The sequence below is a fragment of the Verrucomicrobiota bacterium JB022 genome (genome assembly GCA_030673845.1).
Lineage (GTDB): Bacteria > Verrucomicrobiota > Verrucomicrobiia > Opitutales > Oceanipulchritudinaceae > WOUP01.
This window is the reverse complement of sequence record JAUTCQ010000004.1, coordinates 14,789-33,223: the sequence shown is the minus strand read 5'-3', so window position 1 is coordinate 33,223 and position 18,435 is coordinate 14,789. Positions and strand designations below refer to the sequence as shown.

Below are 18,435 nucleotides of genomic sequence, written 5' to 3'. Positions count from 1 at the left end.
CAGGATGCCAGCGATATAGCCGGATGTCGGAGCGTCAGCGACGACTTCCGGTAGGGTGCGAAAAACAGATGCACCCCGTAAGGGGTGCCAGAAAGTGGTCGAGCGAGCGCTAGAATATGGCTGAGGGCGGCGACTTGGATTGGAAATGTTCCAGCCATCTCTTCTCGGGATGTTTCTGGACTGAAAAGAGGAATTTCTCACCGAGGACACCAAGACAAAAAGCTTATTCTTGCATACTCTCCGTGTCCTCGGCGTCTTGACGGGAGATTTTTTTTGAGAGGGTGCAGACACAAAAAGACGCGGACCCTTTCGAGTCCGCGCCTATGGATGAAATAGACTGTGTGCCGCGCTCCTAGACGAGCAGGCCCTTGGTGGAGGGGAGGCTGTCTTTTTGGCGGGGGTCGATCTCGGTGGCGGCGTCGAGGGCGCGGGCGAAGCACTTGAAGATGCATTCGGCGACGTGGTGGGGCTCTTCGCCGTATTCGAGCTTGATGTGCACGTTGGCACCGGCGGCGTTGGCGAAGCCCTGGAAGAATTCGCGTACGAGCAGCAGGTTGAAGTCGCGGATGTTGCCGCGTGCGGCCACGTCGTAGACGAGGTAGGGGCGGTTGCTGAGGTCGAGCGCGACGCGGCTGAGGCACTCGTCCATCGGGAGGATGAAGAAGCCGTAGCGGCGGATGCCCTTCTTGTCGCCGAGAGCTTTTTTAAGCGCTTCGCCGAGTACGATGCCGACGTCTTCCACCGTGTGGTGATAATCGACCGCGAGGTCTCCCGCCGCCTTCACGCTGAGGTCGAACATGCCGTGGCGCGCAAAGAGCTCCAGCATATGGTCGAGGAAGGGGATGCCGGTGGCGATCTGCTTGTCGCCGGTGCCGTCGAGGTTGAGGCGCAGGCGGATCTGCGTTTCGGTGGTGTCGCGCTGGATTTCGGCTACGCGTTGGGCTGCCATTGGTCGATTGCGTCGTTGAGGGTAGTCATCTGTTCTTCCGTGCCGATGGAGATGCGCAGGAAGGAGGCGGTGAAGGGGTGGCTGCCGAAGTAGCGCACGAGGATCTTCCGGGCCTTGAGGTGCTCGAAGAGGTTTTGGGCAAGCTCGGGGCTGTGCTGGCCGCCGGCCGTCTCCGGGCGGGTGAAGACGAAGTTGCTCTGGCTGGCGTAGGTGAACCAGCCGCGGGCCTGGCAGCGTTGGCGGAAGGTGTCGCGGGTGCGCTTTACCTTGCGTACGACTTCGCGGAGGTAGTCCTGGTCGCGCAGGGCGGCGAGGGCTCCGGCCTGGGAGAGGCGGTTGACGTTGTAGCTGTCGCGCACGCGGTCGAGCAGGCCGATGACTTCGGCGTTGGCGAGGGCGTAGCCGACGCGCAGGCCGGCGAGGCCGTAGCTCTTGGAGAAGGTGCGGGTAATGACGAGGTTGGCGTGCTTGTCGAGCAGGGGGCGGCAGTCGCGCTCGGCGAAGTCGGCATACGCTTCGTCGGCCACCACGATGCCGTCGAACTTTTCGCACAGGCGGCCCACGTCGTCGCGCGGGAAGGCGACACCGGTGGGGGCGTTGGGCGTGGTGAGGAAGAGGATGCTGCCTTTGAGCGCCGCCAGTTCGTCGACCGGCAGCTTCATGTCTTCGGCGAAGGGCACGGTCTGCAGCTTGCCGTTTTCGATCGACACCAGCACGGGGTAGAGCGAGTAGCTGGGGAAGGTCTGGACGGTTTGGCCTCCGAAGACGCGCACCAGCAGGTTGAGCAGGTCGTCGGACCCGTTGCCCACGATCACCTGCTCGGGCGTGAGACCATGCAAGTCGGCCACGGCCGCGCGCAGGGGGGCGCTGGTGGGGCTGGGGTAGAGCGGCAGGCGCGTCATCTCGGCCATCACGGCCTGGGCGACCGCCGGGCTGCACGGGTAGGGCAGCTCGTTGGTGTTCAGCTTGATCCAGCCGTCGCCGCTGGGCTGGGTGCCCGGCACGTAGGCATGCAGGTCTCGCACATGCGGCGCTGCGTAGTCGGAAAGTGGCATAAGCCGTTAAAATGGAGCAGCCGCCGGGCAGAAGCAACCCCGCACATGGGCTGGCGATGCTTTACGGGCCAGGCTGGGCCGCATCCGCCTAAAAAATAGCGCATGGGCCTGTAAATTTTTTGCGGGTTGGCTATCGGCTGCCAAAAAATTGTCTCATTTTAAACTTTTAGCAGTGATTCTACTGTTGAAGAAGCTGGAGGGGGTGAGGTGGTACGCCTTAGGCTCAAGCAGGGGTGTGGTGCTTATGATCCAGCAATCGCTTCAAGACTCGCTCGAATCCCTGCCCGGCCTGGAAGGCTATGTCCACTGCGGCCCGGCGGGGGAAATCCAGCATGTCGATGGACGGGAAGAAGCGGAACTGCTCGGGCTCGTCATGCCTTACCTGCAACAAGTGACCCAGCTCATCGGCGGGTCCATTGGCTTGGAGGGGCTGTATGAGATCCAAGCCGGTTCCCCGGATTTCCGGACTGTCGTTGTGCCGCTCAAGGACGGCATGCTCGGCCTGCTGCTCAACCCGCGCAGCCGGACGGAGGAGATCCTCCAACACCTTTCTCCCTATACCCTCTGAGGCCATGGATACGCTCAAGCTGATCAAGAACGTATTGGATGTGCCGGGGGTGGAGGGCGTGTGCTTCCACGACCTCGATGGCGAGCTGCTGTATGCAGACATGCCCTCGTTCATGATCGAGGAAGTCTACGAAGACCTGCTGCGCCGCGTGGTGATGCTCTACGAGGCCGTCGAGACCCACTACGTGCCGGTCGAAGACTACCTGCTCAAGTTTCAGGACATGCAGCTGATGCTCCGCAAGGGCAAGGACTACGGGATGCTGATCCTCGCGCAGGAGCAGGTCAACCAGATGTCCTTGCGCATGGTCACGACGATGGCCTTGCGCCAGTTGAATGTCGATGCGCTGCGGCTGCTGCACCCGCATGCGGGCCAGAACGCCAAGGCGGCGGGCACCAACGGCCATGCACCTGCGGCCGCCCCTGCGCCAACTCCTGCCGCGCAGGAGCCAGCCGCCGCAGCGCTTCGAGCCGTGCGGCCTACCCGCCCACCGACGCGCCTTTATCGCGGGCGCAGTTACTGATCTACGGCCCTGCTGGCCCTTCACGTTTCTTATCCTTTTTTCCAAACTGCTACAAGCTATGGCTGTTTCACGCTATCTCCGCTCGCCCCTCCTGCTTTCAGCGGGCGCTCTGCTCTCCGCGGCTTCGCCCCTTCTCGCCCAGAGCGACGAGGTGGTGCCCGCGCTGCCCCAATCGACGGCCGACATCATGTGGCTGCTGATCGCAGCGGTGCTCGTCTTCTTCATGCAAGCGGGCTTCGCCCTGGTCGAATCGGGCCTCACGCGCGCCAAGAACGCGTGCAATATCATGATGAAGAACCTGCTCGACTTCTGCCTCGGGGCACTGGCGTTCTGGGCCATCGGCTACATGCTGATGTATGGCGAGAGCGGCAACGGCCTGATCGGCTGGGATCCGAGCCTGCTCTTCCTCGGCAGTGCCAGTGCGGCGCAGGACTTCGGGCTCAGCGCGGGCTGGCTCTTCCAGGTGGTGTTTGCCGCCACCGCCGCGACGATCGTCTCCGGCGCGATGGCCGAGCGCACAAAGTTCCGCGGCTACGTGGCCTACTCGGTGCTGATCTCGGCCTTCATCTACCCGATCGCGGGCCACTGGATCTGGTCGGGCAGCGGCTGGCTCGGCGGCATGGGCATGCGAGACTTCGCGGGCTCGACGGTCGTGCACTCGGTCGGTGCCTGGGCGGCCCTCGCCGGCGCGATGATCCTGGGGCCGCGCCTCGGCAAGTATACCGATACGGGTGAAGTGCGTCCCATCCCGGGCCACAACCTGCCGTTCGCAACCCTCGGTGTGTTTATCCTCTGGTTTGGCTGGTTCGGCTTCAACGCCGGCTCCACCTTGGCGGCAGTCGACGGGATCGCCCACGTGGCGGTGACGACGACTTTGGCGGCGGCGGCGGGCGCCATTGCGGCGACCTTCACCACCTGGCTGCGCTTCGGCAAGCCCGACCTCACGATGGCGCTCAACGGCACACTGGCTGGCCTGGTGGGCATCACCGCCCCCTGCGCTTCGGTCAATACCCTTTCCGCCGTGCTTATCGGCCTGATCGCCGGCATCATCGTGGTCTTCGCGATCCTCTTCATCGAAACCAAGCTCAAGATCGACGACCCCGTCGGTGCGATCAGCGTGCACGGCATCTGCGGTGCCTGGGGCACGCTCTCCATCGGCCTCTTCGGCCAAAGCTCGATCGACGCGCTTTTCTGGAGCGAAGAGACGGCGATCAAGGACGGTCTCTTCTTCGGCGGCGGCGTCAGCCAGCTGCTGATCCAGCTCGCCGGGGTGGCCAGCGTCTTCGTCTTTGCCTTCGGCACCGCCTACGCCGTGTTCTTCGCCATCGACCGCCTCTTCGGCCTGCGGGTCTCCCCCGAGGAAGAAATGGAAGGCCTCGACCTGGGCGAGCACGGCAACGAAGCCTATGCGGACTTCACCCAGTATCAGGACTCACCCGAGCTGCTGGCCACGGCCAAGCCGGCCCCGATCACTTCTATCTAGTCTTTCAGCTCCACCGAAAGTACCGTCCACTAAACCCCGGGAAGTTTGCTCCTTCCCGGGGTTGCTTTTTTGGTCCGAAGGTTAGCTTTTAACAACTGACGGGGCAACTTTCTCCTGCGACTGAATCCAAGTTACACTTGACTTTGTCCGCACAGGATGGGATCGGGTCTCATTAACATGAGCCGATTCCTTCAGCTTTCCACCCTTTCCCTCGCTGCGTGTGCGTTCAGCCCGCTCGCTTTGGCGCAAGCCAATGGGGAAGAATCCAACGAGCCGGTTTACGACCTGGCCGAATACCCGGTGCAGGCCAGTGCCGACGCTTCGGCGGAAGGGCTTACGCTCCCCTACGCCGGCGGTCAGGTGGCGCGTGGGGGCCGGATCGGCCTGCTCGGCAGCCGCGACTTGCTGGAGACGCCTTTCAGCCTCACGGCTTACACCAGCGAGTTCATCCAGAACCAGCAGGCCGAGAGCGTGGGCGATGTGTTGCTCAACGACCCGGCGGTGCGCGTGGCTCGTGGCTTCGGCAACCTTCAGCAGCTCTACCTTGTGCGCGGCCTGCCGATCTACTCCGACGACATGGCCTACAACGGCCTTTACGGCCTGCTGCCCCGCCAATACCTTGCGGCGGAGCTGATCGAGCGCGTGGAAGTGATGCGCGGGGCCAATACCTTCCTCAATGGCGCAGCCCCGGGCGGCAGCGGCCTGGGCGGCGCCGTCAATGTGATGCCCAAGCGCGCCCCGAGCGACCCGCTGACGGCTTTGACCACAGGTATCCAGTCGGGCGGCCAACTCTACGTGGCGGCCGATGTGGCCCGTCGCTTCCAGGACGACCAGGTGGGCGTGCGCGTGAATGTGGCCAACCGCAACGGCGGGACGGTGGTCGACGGCGAGTCGGTCAAGACGACCGTCGGCGCGATCGGTCTGGATTTCCGTGCCGACAAGTTTCGCCTCTCCGCCGATCTCGGTTACCAGAACAACGAGATCGAGGGCTCCATGCCCAGCATCACGTTTGCGTTTACCCCGGCCCGGACTTCCGAACCGACGCGTATCCTGAAGGCCCCCAAGGCGGATTCCGCCATCGCCCAACCTTGGACCTACTCCGATGAGGAAGACGTCTTCGGTACCTTGCGCGGCGAATACGACGTGAGCGAGTATGTGACGGTGTGGGGTGCTGCCGGCGCGCGCAAGGGCATGGAGGCTTCCAGCTTTGCCAACCCCAATGTGCGAGACGCTTCCGGCTACACCGAGGCCAGCCGCTTTGATACGGGCCGCGAAGATGTGGTGCTGACCGGCGAGATCGGTGCTCGTGCTAGCTTCGAAACCGGCTCGTTTGGCCACGAGATCACCGTCACGGGGGCCGCTCACCAGTTCAAGTCGAAGAACGCCTACGCGATGTCGGCCGGCGATGCCGTCATCAGCAATATTTACAACCCGGTGCCGCAGGCCGCTCCGGCGGCAGACTGGTTTACCGGAGGTGAGGTTTCCGATCCGCAGGAGACGGAGCGGACCAAGATGTCGAGTGTGGCGATCGCCTACCAGCTTTCGGCCCTGGAGGAACGCCTGCTGGTGACGGCGGGCTGGCGCTACCAAAGCATCGACACCAAGAGCTACCTCTATTCGGTCGGCTCGCGCGGCGCCCTGAGCGCCCGGTACGACGAGGGCAAGGCTACCCCGGTGGGCGGCGTGCTCTTCAAGCTGACCGAGCAAGTGTCCGTCTACGGCAACTACATCGAGGGCCTGGTCAAGGGCGACGTTGCGAACGCGACCAACAATGGGCTCCCGGTGCCGAATGCAGGCGAAGTGCTCGCGCCCCTCGACACCACCCAGTATGAGGTGGGCGTAAAGGCCGACTTCGGGCGCTTTGGCGGCTCGCTGGGCCTGTTCAAGAGCGACAAGCCCGTGGCCGGCTACGATGCCGACAACTACTTCCGCGTGCTCGACGGGCAGGACAATTATGGCATCGAGCTCTCCGTCTATGGCGAGCTGTTTGAAAGCCTGAAGGTGCTCGGCGGTATCAGCCTGCTCGACGCAGAGCTGGAAAACGGCATGAACGCCATCGGCTCGCCCGAAAAGCAGGCCAACCTCGGCCTCGAGTGGATGCTGCCCTTCGTCGACGGCCTCTCGGTGGATGGTCGCGTGATCTACACCAGCAGCCAGTTTGCGGATGCCGCCAATACACTCGAAGTGCCTTCGTGGGTGCGTTACGACCTCGGCCTGCGCTACAGCCTGCCGGTGGGCCAGGACCAGTTGCTGACCCTGCGGGCACGCGTCGAAAACGTGGCCGACAAGGACTACTGGGCTTCTGCCGGAGGTTACCCCAATGCGGGCTACCTGACCGTCGGTGCGCCGCGCACCTTTATGGCCAGCGCGACGCTCAGCTTCTAGAGTATGTCCGGTTTAGGATGAAACAGCGGGTGGGAGCTACTTTGAGCCCCCAGCGTTTTGTTGATTCGGATTAAAACGGAACTGCTCTAGGGCGCAGTCTCAACGTTCTGATCTTGGCGAGGGAGTGGCGAAGTATTGCCCTCCCTCTTTTTGTGCCAGGGTGCCTGGGGAGTGGGGGGCGGCCCTTCGAACAATTCCAGGCGCTTCCAGTCCTCTTCTCCCTGGTGGAAAAAGGTAGGGAAGGTCTCGGCGGAAAACCAGACGACCCCATAGGCGGGCGTCGTGGCCCAATAACGCTCGGCGTCGGGGTAAAAGCGGATGCGGCCGTAGATGGGGTGGTAGATTCGGGGAAAGTCCGTCATCTGGAAGCGACCCAGCCAGGGAGACTCGAACCAATCGTCCGGGAAGACTTCGAGCGTGCCCAGGTAGGGGTGCTCAATCGTCTCCAGCGGCACCTCCTGATCGGCCCCTCCGCGCGGGTCGTAGCGGTGGACGCGCTCAAAGCCGTTGATGAGGTTGGGCTGGTGGTAGGCGGCCGTCTCGTACCAGTGGTAGTTGCTGATGTCCAGCAGCTGACGTTCGCTTTTGGGGGGCAGGCCGAAGGCATCCCATGCGATGATGGTCAAGACGTTGGTCTGGTAGGCGGCGAGAAAGGTCGACATGAAGCCAAATTCGTCTTCGCGCACGGGGTAGGCCGGGTCGTCGAGGTAGTCGAGCGGGGCGATGTAAGTCACCTGCGTCGGCACGGCGTCGAACGTGTCCTGCAGTGCCGCCTTCAGCCCGCTGTATTCGCGGTGGTTTACGCCCGCATGGCCATGCAGCAGGTGGTAGTGGGTCTGGTAGGCAAAGAGCAGGACGACGGCTGCCGTGAGCGGTAGAGCGGCGGCGCGAGCCTGGGGCCATTTGCGGCTCATGTAGCGCAGGAGCTCCGCCACGCCGAGGGTCGCCACCGTGAGGCTCAGTAGATAGGGGGCACTGATCGTGCGGAAAAAGCTGACCCGTAGGGGGACGATGAGGTTGGGCGCCCAGCAGATGCCGAGGGCGAGACCGCAGGCCAGCAAGAGCGGCACGATGTGATAGGGTGCCAGCCCGAAGCGCCGACAGATGCCGAGCAGCCCGAGCAGGCAGAGGGCCGCCGTGGCGGCGATCCAGACCCATCCCCAGCCGGGAAGGAGCGCCCCCCATAGCTCGAAAGCGCGGGGCAGGAGCTGCTGGGCGGCAAAGGCGAGGATGGCCGTCGGCTCGAGTGAGATGGCCGCGCGCTCAACCCCTGGGCTCTGGGCCAGCACGGTGGCCGCTGCGACCTTGTAGGCGGCGAAGTAGAGCCCGCAGACGAGTACCGAAAAGCCAAGGCCGTGGGCCAGTTGGCGGTACGACCAGCGCTCGCGACGGCCGACAAAGTAGAACGCAAGCAGCGCGGCGGGCAGGTGCAGCGCTGCCGACTGGTAGATGCACGACGCGATGAGGAAGAGCGCCATGGCGAGCGGGGCGCGGTAGGAGAGCCAGAACTGCCGGATCGAGGGGGCGGCGACGCAGAGGTGGGCCGACCATACTGCGAGGGCTGCCGCCAGCGAGAAGGGGGCGCAGACCGCCCACCCGGTGTAAATGGTGGTGGCTGGAGTGAGGGTGGCCAGCAGGCTCAGGCCTGCGGCGAGCAGCCGGCGGCGGCTGTGCCAGTGCAGCGTATAAAAGAGCGAGAGACTGAAGATGAGCAGGTTGGCAAGGCCCCAGAGACGGATCCACTTGAGGTCGGGCACGCTGTCGGCAAACAGGAACGAGAGCTTGACCAGCAGGCCGTAGACGGGGCGCCCGTGCCCCCAGAAGGCGTTGTTGATCCAGGGCAGCGGGTCGAGGTGGTTGCAGACGAGCAGCCAGTAGTCGTCGAAATGGCCGTAATCGAGGCTGAACGCTGGCCAATAGGCATAGAGAAAGAGGCAGGGTAGTAGCAGCAGGTAGCCGAGGCGCAGCATGCGAGAGGATTGAGGCGACATCGCGTGCCGTTATCTCGCCTTGGCGCCAAAGGGTCAAGGCGCGGCTGGCCTACTTCTTCTGTAGTGAAGGGTGTGGAGTGGCTTCCGAGCCGTCGGGGTGCATCCACTGGGCGCTGGCCTGGTCGTAGTAATCGGGGAACGATTCCGGATAAAGCCAGATGGTTCCGAAGCGTTGAGTCGACACCCAGTAGGGCGGCTCAATGTCGGCATAAAACAGAAATTCGCCATACTCTTCGTGGTGGATCACCGGGAAGTCCGTCATGTAAAACCGCCCGAGCCAGGGTGATTCGTACCAGTGGTGGCGAAAGACCTTCAAGGGGCCGAAATATGGGTGCTCAATCGTCTCCACAGGCTCACCTTGCGGCCCTTCTCGCGGGTCATAGCCGTGGATGAGTTGCAGGCCGTTGATCAGGTGAGGTTGAGCGTAGGCCTCGTCGTCGTACCAATGGCGGCGCTGCAGAGGGACGCGGCTCCGTTCGTGGGCAGGCGGGACGCCAAAGGCATCCCAGGCAATCGAGGTGAGCACATTGGTCTCGTAGCCGTCCAGGGAGCTGGAAAGCAGCCCATATTCGTCCACTTGGGCCGGGTAGGCAGGGTCGTCGAGGTGTTCCAGCGGCGGGATGTAATCGATCCCCCAGGGGAAGGCGTCGAACTCCCGCTCAACTGCACTGCGCAGGACGGTGTATTCGTGGTGGTTGACCCCTGCATAACCGTGCTGAAGATGGTAATGCGCTTGATAGGCGAAGAGCACCACTGCGGCACCCGCGAGGCCATAGCGCGCTCCACGGGCGGCTGGCCAAGCCCGCGCAAGGCAGCGGACGGCTTCGGCGGCTCCGAGCCCGGCCAGCGTGAGCGTCACCAGATAGGATGCGTTGAGCGTGCGGAAGAAGCTGACGCGGCCACTGACGATGAGATTGGGTGCCCAGGTGAAAACGATGACCCCGGTGCACAGCACCGCCAGCAGCGAGACGTGATAGGCAGGGAGGCATTGGCGGCGGCAGACTTCGCGCAGCCCCAGCAGCGACAGCAGCCCCGTCGCGCCCATCCAGAGCAGGCTCCAGCTCGGCAGCAGTGTTCCCCACAGCTCAAAGACGCGGGGGATCAGGCGTTCGCTGGCGTAGGCGTAGATGGCTGGTAGGTCGAGGGACAGGGCCGCACGCTCGACGCCGGCGCTATGGGCCAGCACGGTGGCAACGGCTACCTTGTAGGCGATAAAGTAGAGGCCGCTGGTGAGCAACGCAAAGCCCAGCCCGTGTAGCAGCCTGGCGTACGACCAACGTTCGCGCGGGCTCACGAGGTAAAAGGCCAGCAGAGCGGCGGGGAGATGTAGCGCGGCCGATTGGTAGATGCAGGAGGCGGTGAGAAACAGCAAGAGCGCCAGCGGAGCGCGGTATGACAGCCAGAACTGGCGGAGCGTTGGTGCGGCGACATGCAGGTGGGCGGCCCATACCGCTAGGGCGGCCGAGAGGGCAAAGGGTGCGCAGACGGCCCACCCGGCATAGATCGCAGTCGAAGGGGTCAGCGTGGCCAGCAGGCTGAGCCCTGCGGCCAGAAGGGGGCGCTTGCTATGCCAGCGTAGCGTGTAAAACAGGCTAAGGCACAGCACGATCAGGTTGAAGACGCCCCAGAGACGGACCCACTTGAGGGCAGGCACCCCGTCGATCAGCAGAAACGAGAGTTTGGTGAGAATGCCGTAGATCGGCCGCCCATGCCCGCTAAAGGTGTTGTTGAGCCAGGGCAGCGGTTCGAGGTAGTTACAGGTGATCACCCAGTAGTCGTCGAAGTGACCATAGGTGAGGCTGAGGGCCGGCCAGTAGGCATAGAGAAACAGGCACGGCAGCACCAGGAAGTAACCGAGATACAGCGTGCGAGAGGGGCGAGACGACATTGCGTGCCGTTATCTCGCTTCGGTGCCAAAGGGTCAAGGCGCGGCTGCCGTTCATCCTCAAGACGGTTGCATTGCCTCCGGCCCATCGATATCAACGGACCTATGATCCGTAAGTTGCCTTCTCTCGCTTTCGGGATCGTTTGTTTTTGCATCCCTGCCTTCATGGAGGCCAAGCCAAAGCTCGACTGCACCTCCGCTGAGACTTATCAAGACCCACTCGCTCCCACCTTGGAGGGCGCGATTGCCTTGGTCGATCTTCCGGCGATCAAGGGTGAGGTGAGTGCGCCGCAGAAAGCCGCCCTCGATGCCGTGCTGGAGCAGGGCTGGGGGCGTGTGCAGGCGGGGCACCTGGGGCTGGCGGTGATCACGGCGGATGGGCGCACTTGGGCAGCCAGTCGCTCGCGCGAGGGCGAGGCGCCGGGGCGCTTCTGGTGGGCCAGCGTGGGCAAGGCTTTTACCGCGATGGTGGTCGTGCAGTTGGTCGAAGAAGGCAAGCTGCGGTATGATCAGACGCTGGCAGATTTCGCCCCGCAGGTGCCTTATGCCGAGCTGATCACCGTCCGTCATCTGCTGGAGCACACGAGCGGCATTTTCAGCTTTCAGGAAGACCGCAAGTTTCGTGAACAGCACGGCTACAAGTCACCGGGTGATCTCCTGAAGGTGGCGCTGCGGCACGACCCGGCCTTCTGCCCCGGCGCGCATTGGCACTACTCCAACACCGGCTACATCCTGCTGGGCCAGATCATTGAACAGGTGGAGGGTGCGCCCTACCACGAGGTGGTCAACCGGCGGATCTTTGCCCCCTTGGGGCTCAAGCACGCCGCCGCCCTGGCTCCGCGTGCCCAGCCGGATGACGTAGCGCTGCCGGCGGAGGCGAAGGGCAAGCCCGCAGCACGACCTCACCACGCCCTACGCGGCCGGGGCGGTCGCGGCCTCACCGCTCGATCTGGCATTGGCCTGGCGGGCGTTTCTCGCGGGCAAGGTGGTGCCGCCGGGAGCCGTGGCGGAGATGTTTGCCACGCTGCACCCGATGTTTGGCTCCCCGGTGCAGAGCTACGGCCAAGGTGTGATGGTCTACCGCTTGCAGGCGGCCGACCCCAACGTCACGGATGTCTGGCTCGGCCACAGCGGCGGGATGCCCGGCGCGAAAGCGATTGTCGCCTATTCGCGCGAAAAGCAGGCCTTTGTCGCCGTGGCGCTGACGGGGGAGGGCAACGTGGAAGCCTTCGCCTTGGCCCTGGTGCAAGCGTTGGAGTAGGTGCCGTTCCTCGCCCGGATTGTCCGCCGACGCGATTCCCGCTTTATCTTGGGCGCGCATTGCTCTAGGCTGGTCTTCATCATGCAGCGACTGGAGTTCAACCAGCCCGATTTCGAGCAGCAGTTGGCCGATTTTTGCGCCGTCAACGAGACGCCACGCAGCATCGCGGACGCCGTTTCCGGCATCCTTAGCGAGGTGAAGGCCGGCGGCAACGCGGCGCTTTGCCGTTCGACCGAGCGATACGACGGCGTAACTCTGACCCCGGCGCAGCTGCGCGTGCCCCGCGACCAGATGCGCGCCGCAGCCGATGCGCTGGACGACGAGACGCGCGCCGCCATCGAGGAGGCCATCGCCAACGTGCGCGACTTCCACGAAAAGGGCCTGCCGCAAGACTGGAGCGGCCAGAATCGCCACGGTGCCACGGTGGGCGAGCGTTTTTACCCGATCGAGCGCGTGGGCCTCTACATCCCCGGCGGTCAGGTGCCGCTGGTCTCGACCGTTGTCATGACGGCCACGTTGGCCAAGCTCGCCGGCTGCCCCAGCATCGTCGCCTGCACACCTCCGGGCAAGGACGGCAAGGTCAACCCCGGCCTGCTGGCGGCCTTCGCGCTTTGCGGCGTGGAGGAGGTCTACAGCGTGGGCGGGGCTCAGGCGATTGCCGCGATGGCCTACGGCACGGAGACGATCCAGCCGGTCTGCAAGATCTACGGCCCCGGCAACGCCTACGTCAACGAGGCCAAGCGCCAGGTGCTCGGCACCGTTGGTATCGACATTCTCGCCGGCCCGAGCGAGGTCATGATCATCACCGACCGGAGCGCCCACCCGGCCTACGTTGCGGCCGATCTGCTCGCGCAGGCCGAGCACGGCAGCGGGCGCGAAAAGCTGTTTCTCACCGTGCCGGACGAGTTGACGCTCGACCGCATCCTCGACGAACTCGCGCGCCAGGAGCCCATGCTGAAGCGTCTGGAGCGGTTGCGTCCGGTGCTCGACGAGGGCTTCCTCGCCATCGTCACGCCCAGCCTTGCGGCGGCGGTGCAGGTGGCCAACTACGTTGCCCCTGAGCACCTTGAGCTGCAGGTGGCCGACGAGGAGATTGACTTCCTTTGCCGCGACATCACCACCGCCGGCGCAATTTTCTGTGGCCACGAGACGCCCACCGTCTTGGGCGACTTTGCCGCGGGCCCCAACCACACGCTGCCCACCCTGCGCAGCGGGCGCTTCTTCAGCGGCCTCCAGATCACGGACTTCCTGCGTCGCAGCAGCATCACGCACTACCGGCGCGACTCGCTGAAAAAGGCCCAACACGTCGTCCGCGCCTTCTCCCGCCTCGAACAACTCGACGCCCACGGCGAAAGCCTCGAAGTGCGGTTAAGGGAGGAGTAGGAAGGGGGCAGCTCATCTCCCCATATCCTCGGGCTTGCCGCCTCGCCCTTCTTCGCAAAACTCGTCTGGATGGACGGACATAAAACGGTGGAACGCCCGTTGCGGGGCAAGGTGGCTTTGGTGGCGGGCGGGACGCGTGGGGCAGGGCGTGGGGGCGCGGTCGAGCTGGGCGCGGCGGGTGCGACCGTGTATGTGACGGGGCGGACGACGCGTGAGCAGCGCTCGGAGTATAACCGACCGGAGACGATCGAGGAGACGGCTGAGCTGGTGACGGCGGCGGGCGGCCAGGGCATCGCGGTGCGGGTCGACCACCTGGAGCCGACGGAAGTGGCGGCGCTGGTCGAGCGGATCCGGCGGGAGCAGGGCCGGCTGGATGTGTTGGTCAACGATATCTGGGGCGGCGAATATCTGGTGGAGTGGAATCAGCCGGTGTGGGCGCACTCGCTGGAAAAGGGGCTGCGGCTCTTGCGGCTGGCTGTCGAGACGCACTTGATCACGGCGCACCATGCGCTGCCGCTGTTGATCGAGCAGCCGGGTAGCCTGCTGGTGGAGATGACCGACGGCACGGCCGATTACAACGCGCACAATTACCGGCTCTCAGCCTTTTACGACCTGGCGAAGACGTCGATCAACCGCCTCGGCTGGTCGCTGGCGCAGGAGTTGAAACCGCATGGCGGCACGGCCGTCTCCATGACGCCCGGCTGGATGCGTTCGGAGATCATGCTGGAGATTTTTGGCGTGACGGAGGCCAACTGGCGGGATGGGGCGGCGAAGGAGCCGCATTTCGTCATCTCGGAGAGTCCGCGCTTTGTGGGCCGGGCAGTGGCTGCCCTCGCCGCCGACCCCGACCGTGCGCGTTGGAGCGGCCAATCCCTATCCAGCGGTCAAATGGCCAAAGTCTACGGTTTTGACGATGTGGACGGCTCCCGCCCGGACTGCTGGCGCTACATGCGCGAGGTGATCGAGACCGGCAAGGCAGCGGACGCGACGGGGTATCGGTAGAAGGCCCGGGTTTAGCGCAGGTTGAAGGGGAATGGCTGGCGGACCCAGACGTTTACGGTCCTGGCCTCTTTGACCATGGGGGTGTAGCGTAGCTCCCGGAGGGCGGGCAAGACGGCATTGGTGAATGACTCGTGGGTCGAGGATTCGACGATAATTTGGCCTACCGTGCCATCGCTCTGGATCACAAATTTGACGACCACCTCACCCTCCTTCAGTTGATACTTCATATCCAGCGGATACTGGATGTTGGGCCGCCCGATCATCTTTGGCATCGCGCTATACGTCTGCAGGTAGAAGTAGACGGCCTGGCTCGCGTTCTGGAGGTGGGTAGGAAGAGGGAACGTGTGGGTGGATCCCCGTGCCTTGAAGCGGGTAGAGTCGTCGACGGTCCAGTTACGGTCTCCCGGGCGGAGGTAGGCGAGGCGGTACTCGTCGTTGCTGCTCGTGGCGAGGTCCAGCCAAAGGGAACCGTTGGCATTGCGGACCTGCTCGATCCGCCCGGCCTGAGCGAGGAGGGAGGAAGTCAGAGCGCAGAGGCAGAGCAGGATAGGTAGCAGCTTCATCAAGATCAAGATGAGGCTGCCAAACGATAGATGGCAAGGTAGATGTGAGGGGGTACCTTCAGGAGGCACAAAAAAGCGCACCCCGTTGCCGGTGTATCTTAAGCGGAAGCCGTCTCGGCCCCAAGCAGAGCGTATTTCGCTTTGAACACTTCAATCCAATCGTTGTGCCTCCGGCTCTCTTCAATCGCTTTTACGAGGTCTTGGATCGTGATCCGTCCGATATGACTTTGATGCTTTTCCGGTAGGGATGCGGTCAAGAGCGTCCAAAGTCCTTGGTCTTGGCCACTTGTTATGGAGGGGCGTAGAAAGGAGGGATTGCGCTGGTCGTGCAGGAGTAGAAAGGAGCCTCCTTGCGCGCGGGCAAATGCCAGTTCACGGAAGAACTGGTAATAATTGGCAAAGGCGCAGATCGGCCCTTGGAGGATCGGTTGGTGGCCAAAACCCTGCTCTTTAAGGAGATCCCAGTAGGTGCGCCCAATGTAATGCAGGTAACAGTCGTCGAGATGACCAGGGAAGGGATTTGCCCCGGCGCAGTTACCGTTCGCAAACTGAGAACATCCTCCGAATGATTTTTCGGCGAGTTTAGCTTCGATGAAGATGCTGCCACCGTCATTACCTTGAAGTAGCAGGTCGATGGAGGTCGGCTGTCGAGTGTCTTCGTTGAAGACTGACCGATCCGTAAATTCGAGGTGTGCAGTTATTTCTCCCTGCGGCCAAGGCAGGCCTGCTTTGGCCACCACGCTTCGTAGCGGTTCCCAATCATGTCTCAGGATAAGAGGGCCCAGGAGGTTGAAAACCATAGCTTGGCTGCTGAGGCCGTGATGGAGGTATTTGTGAAGTAGGAAAGTCTTTTTGCCTCTGCAATCAGCCTGGTGAGCCTGAATGTAGTCAGTGACTTCAGGGCAGATGATATTCCGTGGCCACTGGGTCAGATCTTGAAGACAATAACCTTTCCCTGGCGCGGTGGTGTAGCCTCGCGCTTCAAACCATGTGCTCGCCGCTTGTCGCAGAGTTTCTTCGAAACGCTCATATCGCAAAAAGGGCCAACTCTGCGCCCGGCGGTTGCTGCTTTCGGTCGTTTGAGGCATTGGCCCGGCTTAAATTGAGGCACAAAAAATAGCAAGCGGTTATGGCGCTTGCTATTGAATGGGAAAATATATCTCCCCGCGGCTTATTCCCACTCAATGGTGGACGGCGGCTTGCTGGAGATGTCGAGGCAGACGCGGTTGACGCCTTTGACCTCGTTGATGATGCGGCTGGAGATGCGCTGCAGGAGGTCGTGGGGCAGGTAAGACCAGTCGGCCGTCATGGCGTCGGTGCTTTCGACGATGCGCAGGGCGATGACGAAGTCGTAGGTGCGTTCGTCGCCCATCACGCCCACGGTGCGGACGGGGAGGAAGACGGCGAAGCTTTGCCAGACCTTGTAATAGAGATCGGCCGCTTTCATTTCTTCGAGCAGGATATGGTCGGCTTCGCGCACGATGCGGAGGTTTTCCTCCGTCACGGCGTCGAGCACGCGGACGGCGAGGCCGGGGCCGGGGAAGGGCTGGCGCCAGACGACGCTCTTGGGCAGCCCGAGCTCTTCGCCGAGCTTGCGCACTTCGTCCTTGAAGAGCTGGTTGAGCGGCTCGAGCACCTTGAGCTTCATGTGCTCGGGCAGGCCGCCGACGTTGTGGTGGCTCTTGATGAGGGCGGCCGGGTTGTTGCCGATCGGCACGCTCTCGATGATGTCGGGGTAGATCGTGCCCTGGGCGAGGAAGTCGACTTCGCCGATCTTCTCCACCTCGGCGTCGAAGACTTCGACGAAGGTGCGGCCGATGATCTTGCGCTTTTGCTCGGGGTCGGTGACGCCGGCGAGGCGCGTCAGGAAGAGCTCGCGGGCGTCGGCCACCACGAGGTTCATGTGGAAGTTGTCGCCAAAGAGCTTTTCGACGGCCGCACGCTCGTTCTTGCGCAGCAGGCCGTTGTCGACAAAGACGCAGGTGAGCTGGGTGCCGATGGCCTTGTGGATGAGCGCGGCAGCGACGGAGCTGTCGACCCCGCCGGAGAGGCCGAGGATCACGTGGCGGTCGCCCACGGTCTCACGGATGCGCTCGATGGCTTGCTCGGCGTAGTTGGCCATCGTCCAGTCGCCCCGGCACTGGCAGATGTTGAAGACGAAATTGCGGATGATGTCCTGCCCCTGTTCGCTGTGGAACACTTCGGGGTGGAACTGGAGGGCGTAGAAGTGGCGCTCGGGGTTTTCGATCGCAGCAAAGGAGCTGTTTTCGGTCTCGCCGATGGCGCGGAAGCCATTGGGCAGGCGGGTGAGCTTGTCGCCGTGGCTGTTCCAGACGCGGATCTGGTGCTTTACGCCGTCGAAGAGCGGGCTGTCGGGCTCGACCACTGTGAGGGTGCCGCGGCCGTATTCGCGCTCATTGGAGGGGAGGACTTCGCCGCCGAGCATGTGGCCGCAGAGCTGGAGGCCGTAGCAGATACCGAGGACGGGCACGCCGAGCTCGAAGATCTCCTTCTCGGGCTTGGGGCTGTCGGGCTTCAGCACGCTGCTGGGCCCGCCGGAGAGGATGACGCCTTGCACCCCTTCGGCTTTGAGCTGGCTGACGGGGACGTCGTAGCGGTAGACCTTCGAATAGACGGAGCATTCGCGCAAACGGCGCGCGATGACTTGCGTATATTGGGACCCGAAGTCGAGGACGGCGATAATCTGGCTCATGGTTTCCGTGCGCGGCAAAAGGGAAATTGGGCACCTAAGCAGGTTCGTCCCAGCCCGGCAAGGGTATTCGCACGGGAAAAATCAAGCCCGAATTTAAATACGGTTTCTCTCACGAAGGGCACAGAGACACAAAGGTTCCCAATCCAATTTTCAGTTCTTTGTGTCTTCGTGCCCTTCGTGAGAGAATCTGCCTTTTTCTATTTCAATTACAGTCGCCCAGGTACATGCGGGGGACCTGCAGGTCGTCGCCGGTGAAGTATTGTTTGATCACCGACGGGTAAAAGGGCACGGCCTGGATGTTGTCGAGCGAGAGCCAGGCGACGCCGATCTGGTGGTTGTCGCACTCGTGGCCGATGTGGACTGCCAGTGGATCGGTGATGTGGCAGCGGAAGACGTGCTCGAGCTGGTGGAAGCCGGCGTGGCTCTTGGAAAAGCGGTGGTTGCGGCCGATGTACTCGCGCACGTAGAGCAGGCGGTCGACTTCGACTTCCACACCGACTTCTTCGAGGCACTCGCGGCGCACGGTGTCTTCGAGCGTCTCGCCGGGCAGTTGGCCACCACCGGGCAGGATGTAATAAATGCCGCGCCAGTCCCGCATCTTGGTAGCCAGCAGCTTGCCCTCATGGATGATGACGGCGCGGGCGGCCGAACGGATGGGTTTGATGCGGGCCATAGAA

15 protein-coding genes are annotated in these 18,435 nt (G+C 63.1%); 7 read left to right on the top strand and 8 right to left on the bottom strand.

Annotated elements, in window-relative coordinates; translation table 11 throughout:
• Window positions 1-352: 352 nt before the first annotated feature.
• Entirely contained in the window at window positions 353-949 is a 597-nt protein-coding gene (gene hisB, locus Q7P63_03145; protein ID MDP0499073.1) for an imidazoleglycerol-phosphate dehydratase HisB, read from the bottom strand.
• Window positions 931-2,004, bottom strand: a complete 1,074-nt coding sequence (gene hisC, locus Q7P63_03140; protein ID MDP0499072.1) for a histidinol-phosphate transaminase — start codon at window positions 2,002-2,004, stop codon at window positions 931-933. Before hisC ends, hisB begins: the two co-directional genes overlap by 19 nt.
• Window positions 2,005-2,248: 244 nt before the next feature.
• Between hisC and Q7P63_03135 the strand changes: the two genes are divergently transcribed.
• The 4 genes from Q7P63_03135 to Q7P63_03120 all read left to right on the top strand — a co-directional run bounded on the left by Q7P63_03135 (window position 2,249) and on the right by Q7P63_03120 (window position 6,960).
• Window positions 2,249-2,572, top strand: coding sequence for a hypothetical protein (locus tag Q7P63_03135; protein MDP0499071.1), 324 nt, complete (start codon window positions 2,249-2,251; stop codon window positions 2,570-2,572).
• Window positions 2,573-2,576: 4 nt separating this feature from the next.
• The gene (locus Q7P63_03130; GenBank protein ID MDP0499070.1) at window positions 2,577-3,092 is read left to right on the top strand and encodes a hypothetical protein; all 516 of its coding nucleotides are present in this window, start codon (window positions 2,577-2,579) and stop codon (window positions 3,090-3,092) included.
• A gap of 58 nt (window positions 3,093-3,150) precedes the next feature.
• Window positions 3,151-4,575, top strand: a complete 1,425-nt coding sequence (locus Q7P63_03125; protein MDP0499069.1) for an ammonium transporter — start codon at window positions 3,151-3,153, stop codon at window positions 4,573-4,575.
• A gap of 177 nt (window positions 4,576-4,752) precedes the next feature.
• Complete coding sequence (locus Q7P63_03120) at window positions 4,753-6,960, top strand: TonB-dependent receptor (GenBank protein ID MDP0499068.1); 2,208 nt, start codon at window positions 4,753-4,755, stop codon at window positions 6,958-6,960.
• 86 nt (window positions 6,961-7,046) lie between these two features.
• Here Q7P63_03120 and Q7P63_03115 read toward each other — a convergent pair whose 3' ends face one another.
• Window positions 7,047-8,951, bottom strand: a complete 1,905-nt coding sequence (locus Q7P63_03115; protein ID MDP0499067.1) for a hypothetical protein — start codon at window positions 8,949-8,951, stop codon at window positions 7,047-7,049.
• A 49-nt stretch (window positions 8,952-9,000) separates the two neighbouring features.
• Entirely contained in the window at window positions 9,001-10,839 is a 1,839-nt protein-coding gene (locus tag Q7P63_03110) for a hypothetical protein (protein ID MDP0499066.1), read from the bottom strand.
• Between the two features lie 162 nt (window positions 10,840-11,001).
• On the opposite strand from Q7P63_03110, the gene Q7P63_03105 reads away from it, so the two are divergent.
• The 3 genes from Q7P63_03105 (at window position 11,002) to Q7P63_03095 (ending at window position 14,482) form a co-directional block, all read left to right on the top strand.
• Window positions 11,002-12,165 (top strand): serine hydrolase domain-containing protein, encoded by a 1,164-nt coding sequence (locus tag Q7P63_03105; GenBank protein MDP0499065.1) that lies wholly within the window; start codon window positions 11,002-11,004, stop codon window positions 12,163-12,165.
• A 13-nt stretch (window positions 12,166-12,178) separates the two neighbouring features.
• Window positions 12,179-13,480, top strand: coding sequence for a histidinol dehydrogenase (gene hisD, locus Q7P63_03100; GenBank protein ID MDP0499064.1), 1,302 nt, complete (start codon window positions 12,179-12,181; stop codon window positions 13,478-13,480).
• 69 nt (window positions 13,481-13,549) lie between these two features.
• On the top strand, window positions 13,550-14,482 hold the full coding sequence (locus Q7P63_03095) for an SDR family oxidoreductase (GenBank protein MDP0499063.1): 933 nt from the start codon (window positions 13,550-13,552) through the stop codon (window positions 14,480-14,482).
• A gap of 11 nt (window positions 14,483-14,493) precedes the next feature.
• Here Q7P63_03095 and Q7P63_03090 read toward each other — a convergent pair whose 3' ends face one another.
• From Q7P63_03090 to Q7P63_03075, 4 genes are all read right to left on the bottom strand, one after another.
• Window positions 14,494-15,045 (bottom strand): energy transducer TonB, encoded by a 552-nt coding sequence (locus Q7P63_03090; GenBank protein ID MDP0499062.1) that lies wholly within the window; start codon window positions 15,043-15,045, stop codon window positions 14,494-14,496.
• Between the two features lie 98 nt (window positions 15,046-15,143).
• Complete coding sequence (locus Q7P63_03085) at window positions 15,144-16,133, bottom strand: hypothetical protein (GenBank protein ID MDP0499061.1); 990 nt, start codon at window positions 16,131-16,133, stop codon at window positions 15,144-15,146.
• Window positions 16,134-16,216: 83 nt separating this feature from the next.
• Entirely contained in the window at window positions 16,217-17,758 is a 1,542-nt protein-coding gene (gene guaA, locus Q7P63_03080; GenBank protein MDP0499060.1) for a glutamine-hydrolyzing GMP synthase, read from the bottom strand.
• Window positions 17,759-17,960: 202 nt separating this feature from the next.
• Window positions 17,961-18,431 (bottom strand): NUDIX domain-containing protein, encoded by a 471-nt coding sequence (locus Q7P63_03075; protein MDP0499059.1) that lies wholly within the window; start codon window positions 18,429-18,431, stop codon window positions 17,961-17,963.
• Window positions 18,432-18,435: the final 4 nt, after the last annotated feature.

What these genes read in the sequence shown, in the direction of transcription:
- hisB (MDP0499073.1), bottom strand. Translation starts at nt 949, where the DNA reads ATGGCAGCCCAACGCGTAGCCGAAATCCAGCGCGACACCACCGAAACG.
- hisC (MDP0499072.1), bottom strand. Translation starts at nt 2,004, where the DNA reads ATGCCACTTTCCGACTACGCAGCGCCGCATGTGCGAGACCTGCATGCC.
- Q7P63_03135 (MDP0499071.1), top strand. Translation starts at nt 2,249, where the DNA reads ATGATCCAGCAATCGCTTCAAGACTCGCTCGAATCCCTGCCCGGCCTG.
- Q7P63_03130 (MDP0499070.1), top strand. Translation starts at nt 2,577, where the DNA reads ATGGATACGCTCAAGCTGATCAAGAACGTATTGGATGTGCCGGGGGTG.
- Q7P63_03125 (MDP0499069.1), top strand. Translation starts at nt 3,151, where the DNA reads ATGGCTGTTTCACGCTATCTCCGCTCGCCCCTCCTGCTTTCAGCGGGC.
- Q7P63_03120 (MDP0499068.1), top strand. Translation starts at nt 4,753, where the DNA reads ATGAGCCGATTCCTTCAGCTTTCCACCCTTTCCCTCGCTGCGTGTGCG.
- Q7P63_03115 (MDP0499067.1), bottom strand. Translation starts at nt 8,951, where the DNA reads ATGTCGCCTCAATCCTCTCGCATGCTGCGCCTCGGCTACCTGCTGCTA.
- Q7P63_03110 (MDP0499066.1), bottom strand. Translation starts at nt 10,839, where the DNA reads ATGTCGTCTCGCCCCTCTCGCACGCTGTATCTCGGTTACTTCCTGGTG.
- Q7P63_03105 (MDP0499065.1), top strand. Translation starts at nt 11,002, where the DNA reads ATGGAGGCCAAGCCAAAGCTCGACTGCACCTCCGCTGAGACTTATCAA.
- hisD (MDP0499064.1), top strand. Translation starts at nt 12,179, where the DNA reads ATGCAGCGACTGGAGTTCAACCAGCCCGATTTCGAGCAGCAGTTGGCC.
- Q7P63_03095 (MDP0499063.1), top strand. Translation starts at nt 13,550, where the DNA reads ATGGACGGACATAAAACGGTGGAACGCCCGTTGCGGGGCAAGGTGGCT.
- Q7P63_03090 (MDP0499062.1), bottom strand. Translation starts at nt 15,045, where the DNA reads ATGAAGCTGCTACCTATCCTGCTCTGCCTCTGCGCTCTGACTTCCTCC.
- Q7P63_03085 (MDP0499061.1), bottom strand. Translation starts at nt 16,133, where the DNA reads ATGCCTCAAACGACCGAAAGCAGCAACCGCCGGGCGCAGAGTTGGCCC.
- guaA (MDP0499060.1), bottom strand. Translation starts at nt 17,758, where the DNA reads ATGAGCCAGATTATCGCCGTCCTCGACTTCGGGTCCCAATATACGCAA.
- Q7P63_03075 (MDP0499059.1), bottom strand. Translation starts at nt 18,431, where the DNA reads ATGGCCCGCATCAAACCCATCCGTTCGGCCGCCCGCGCCGTCATCATC.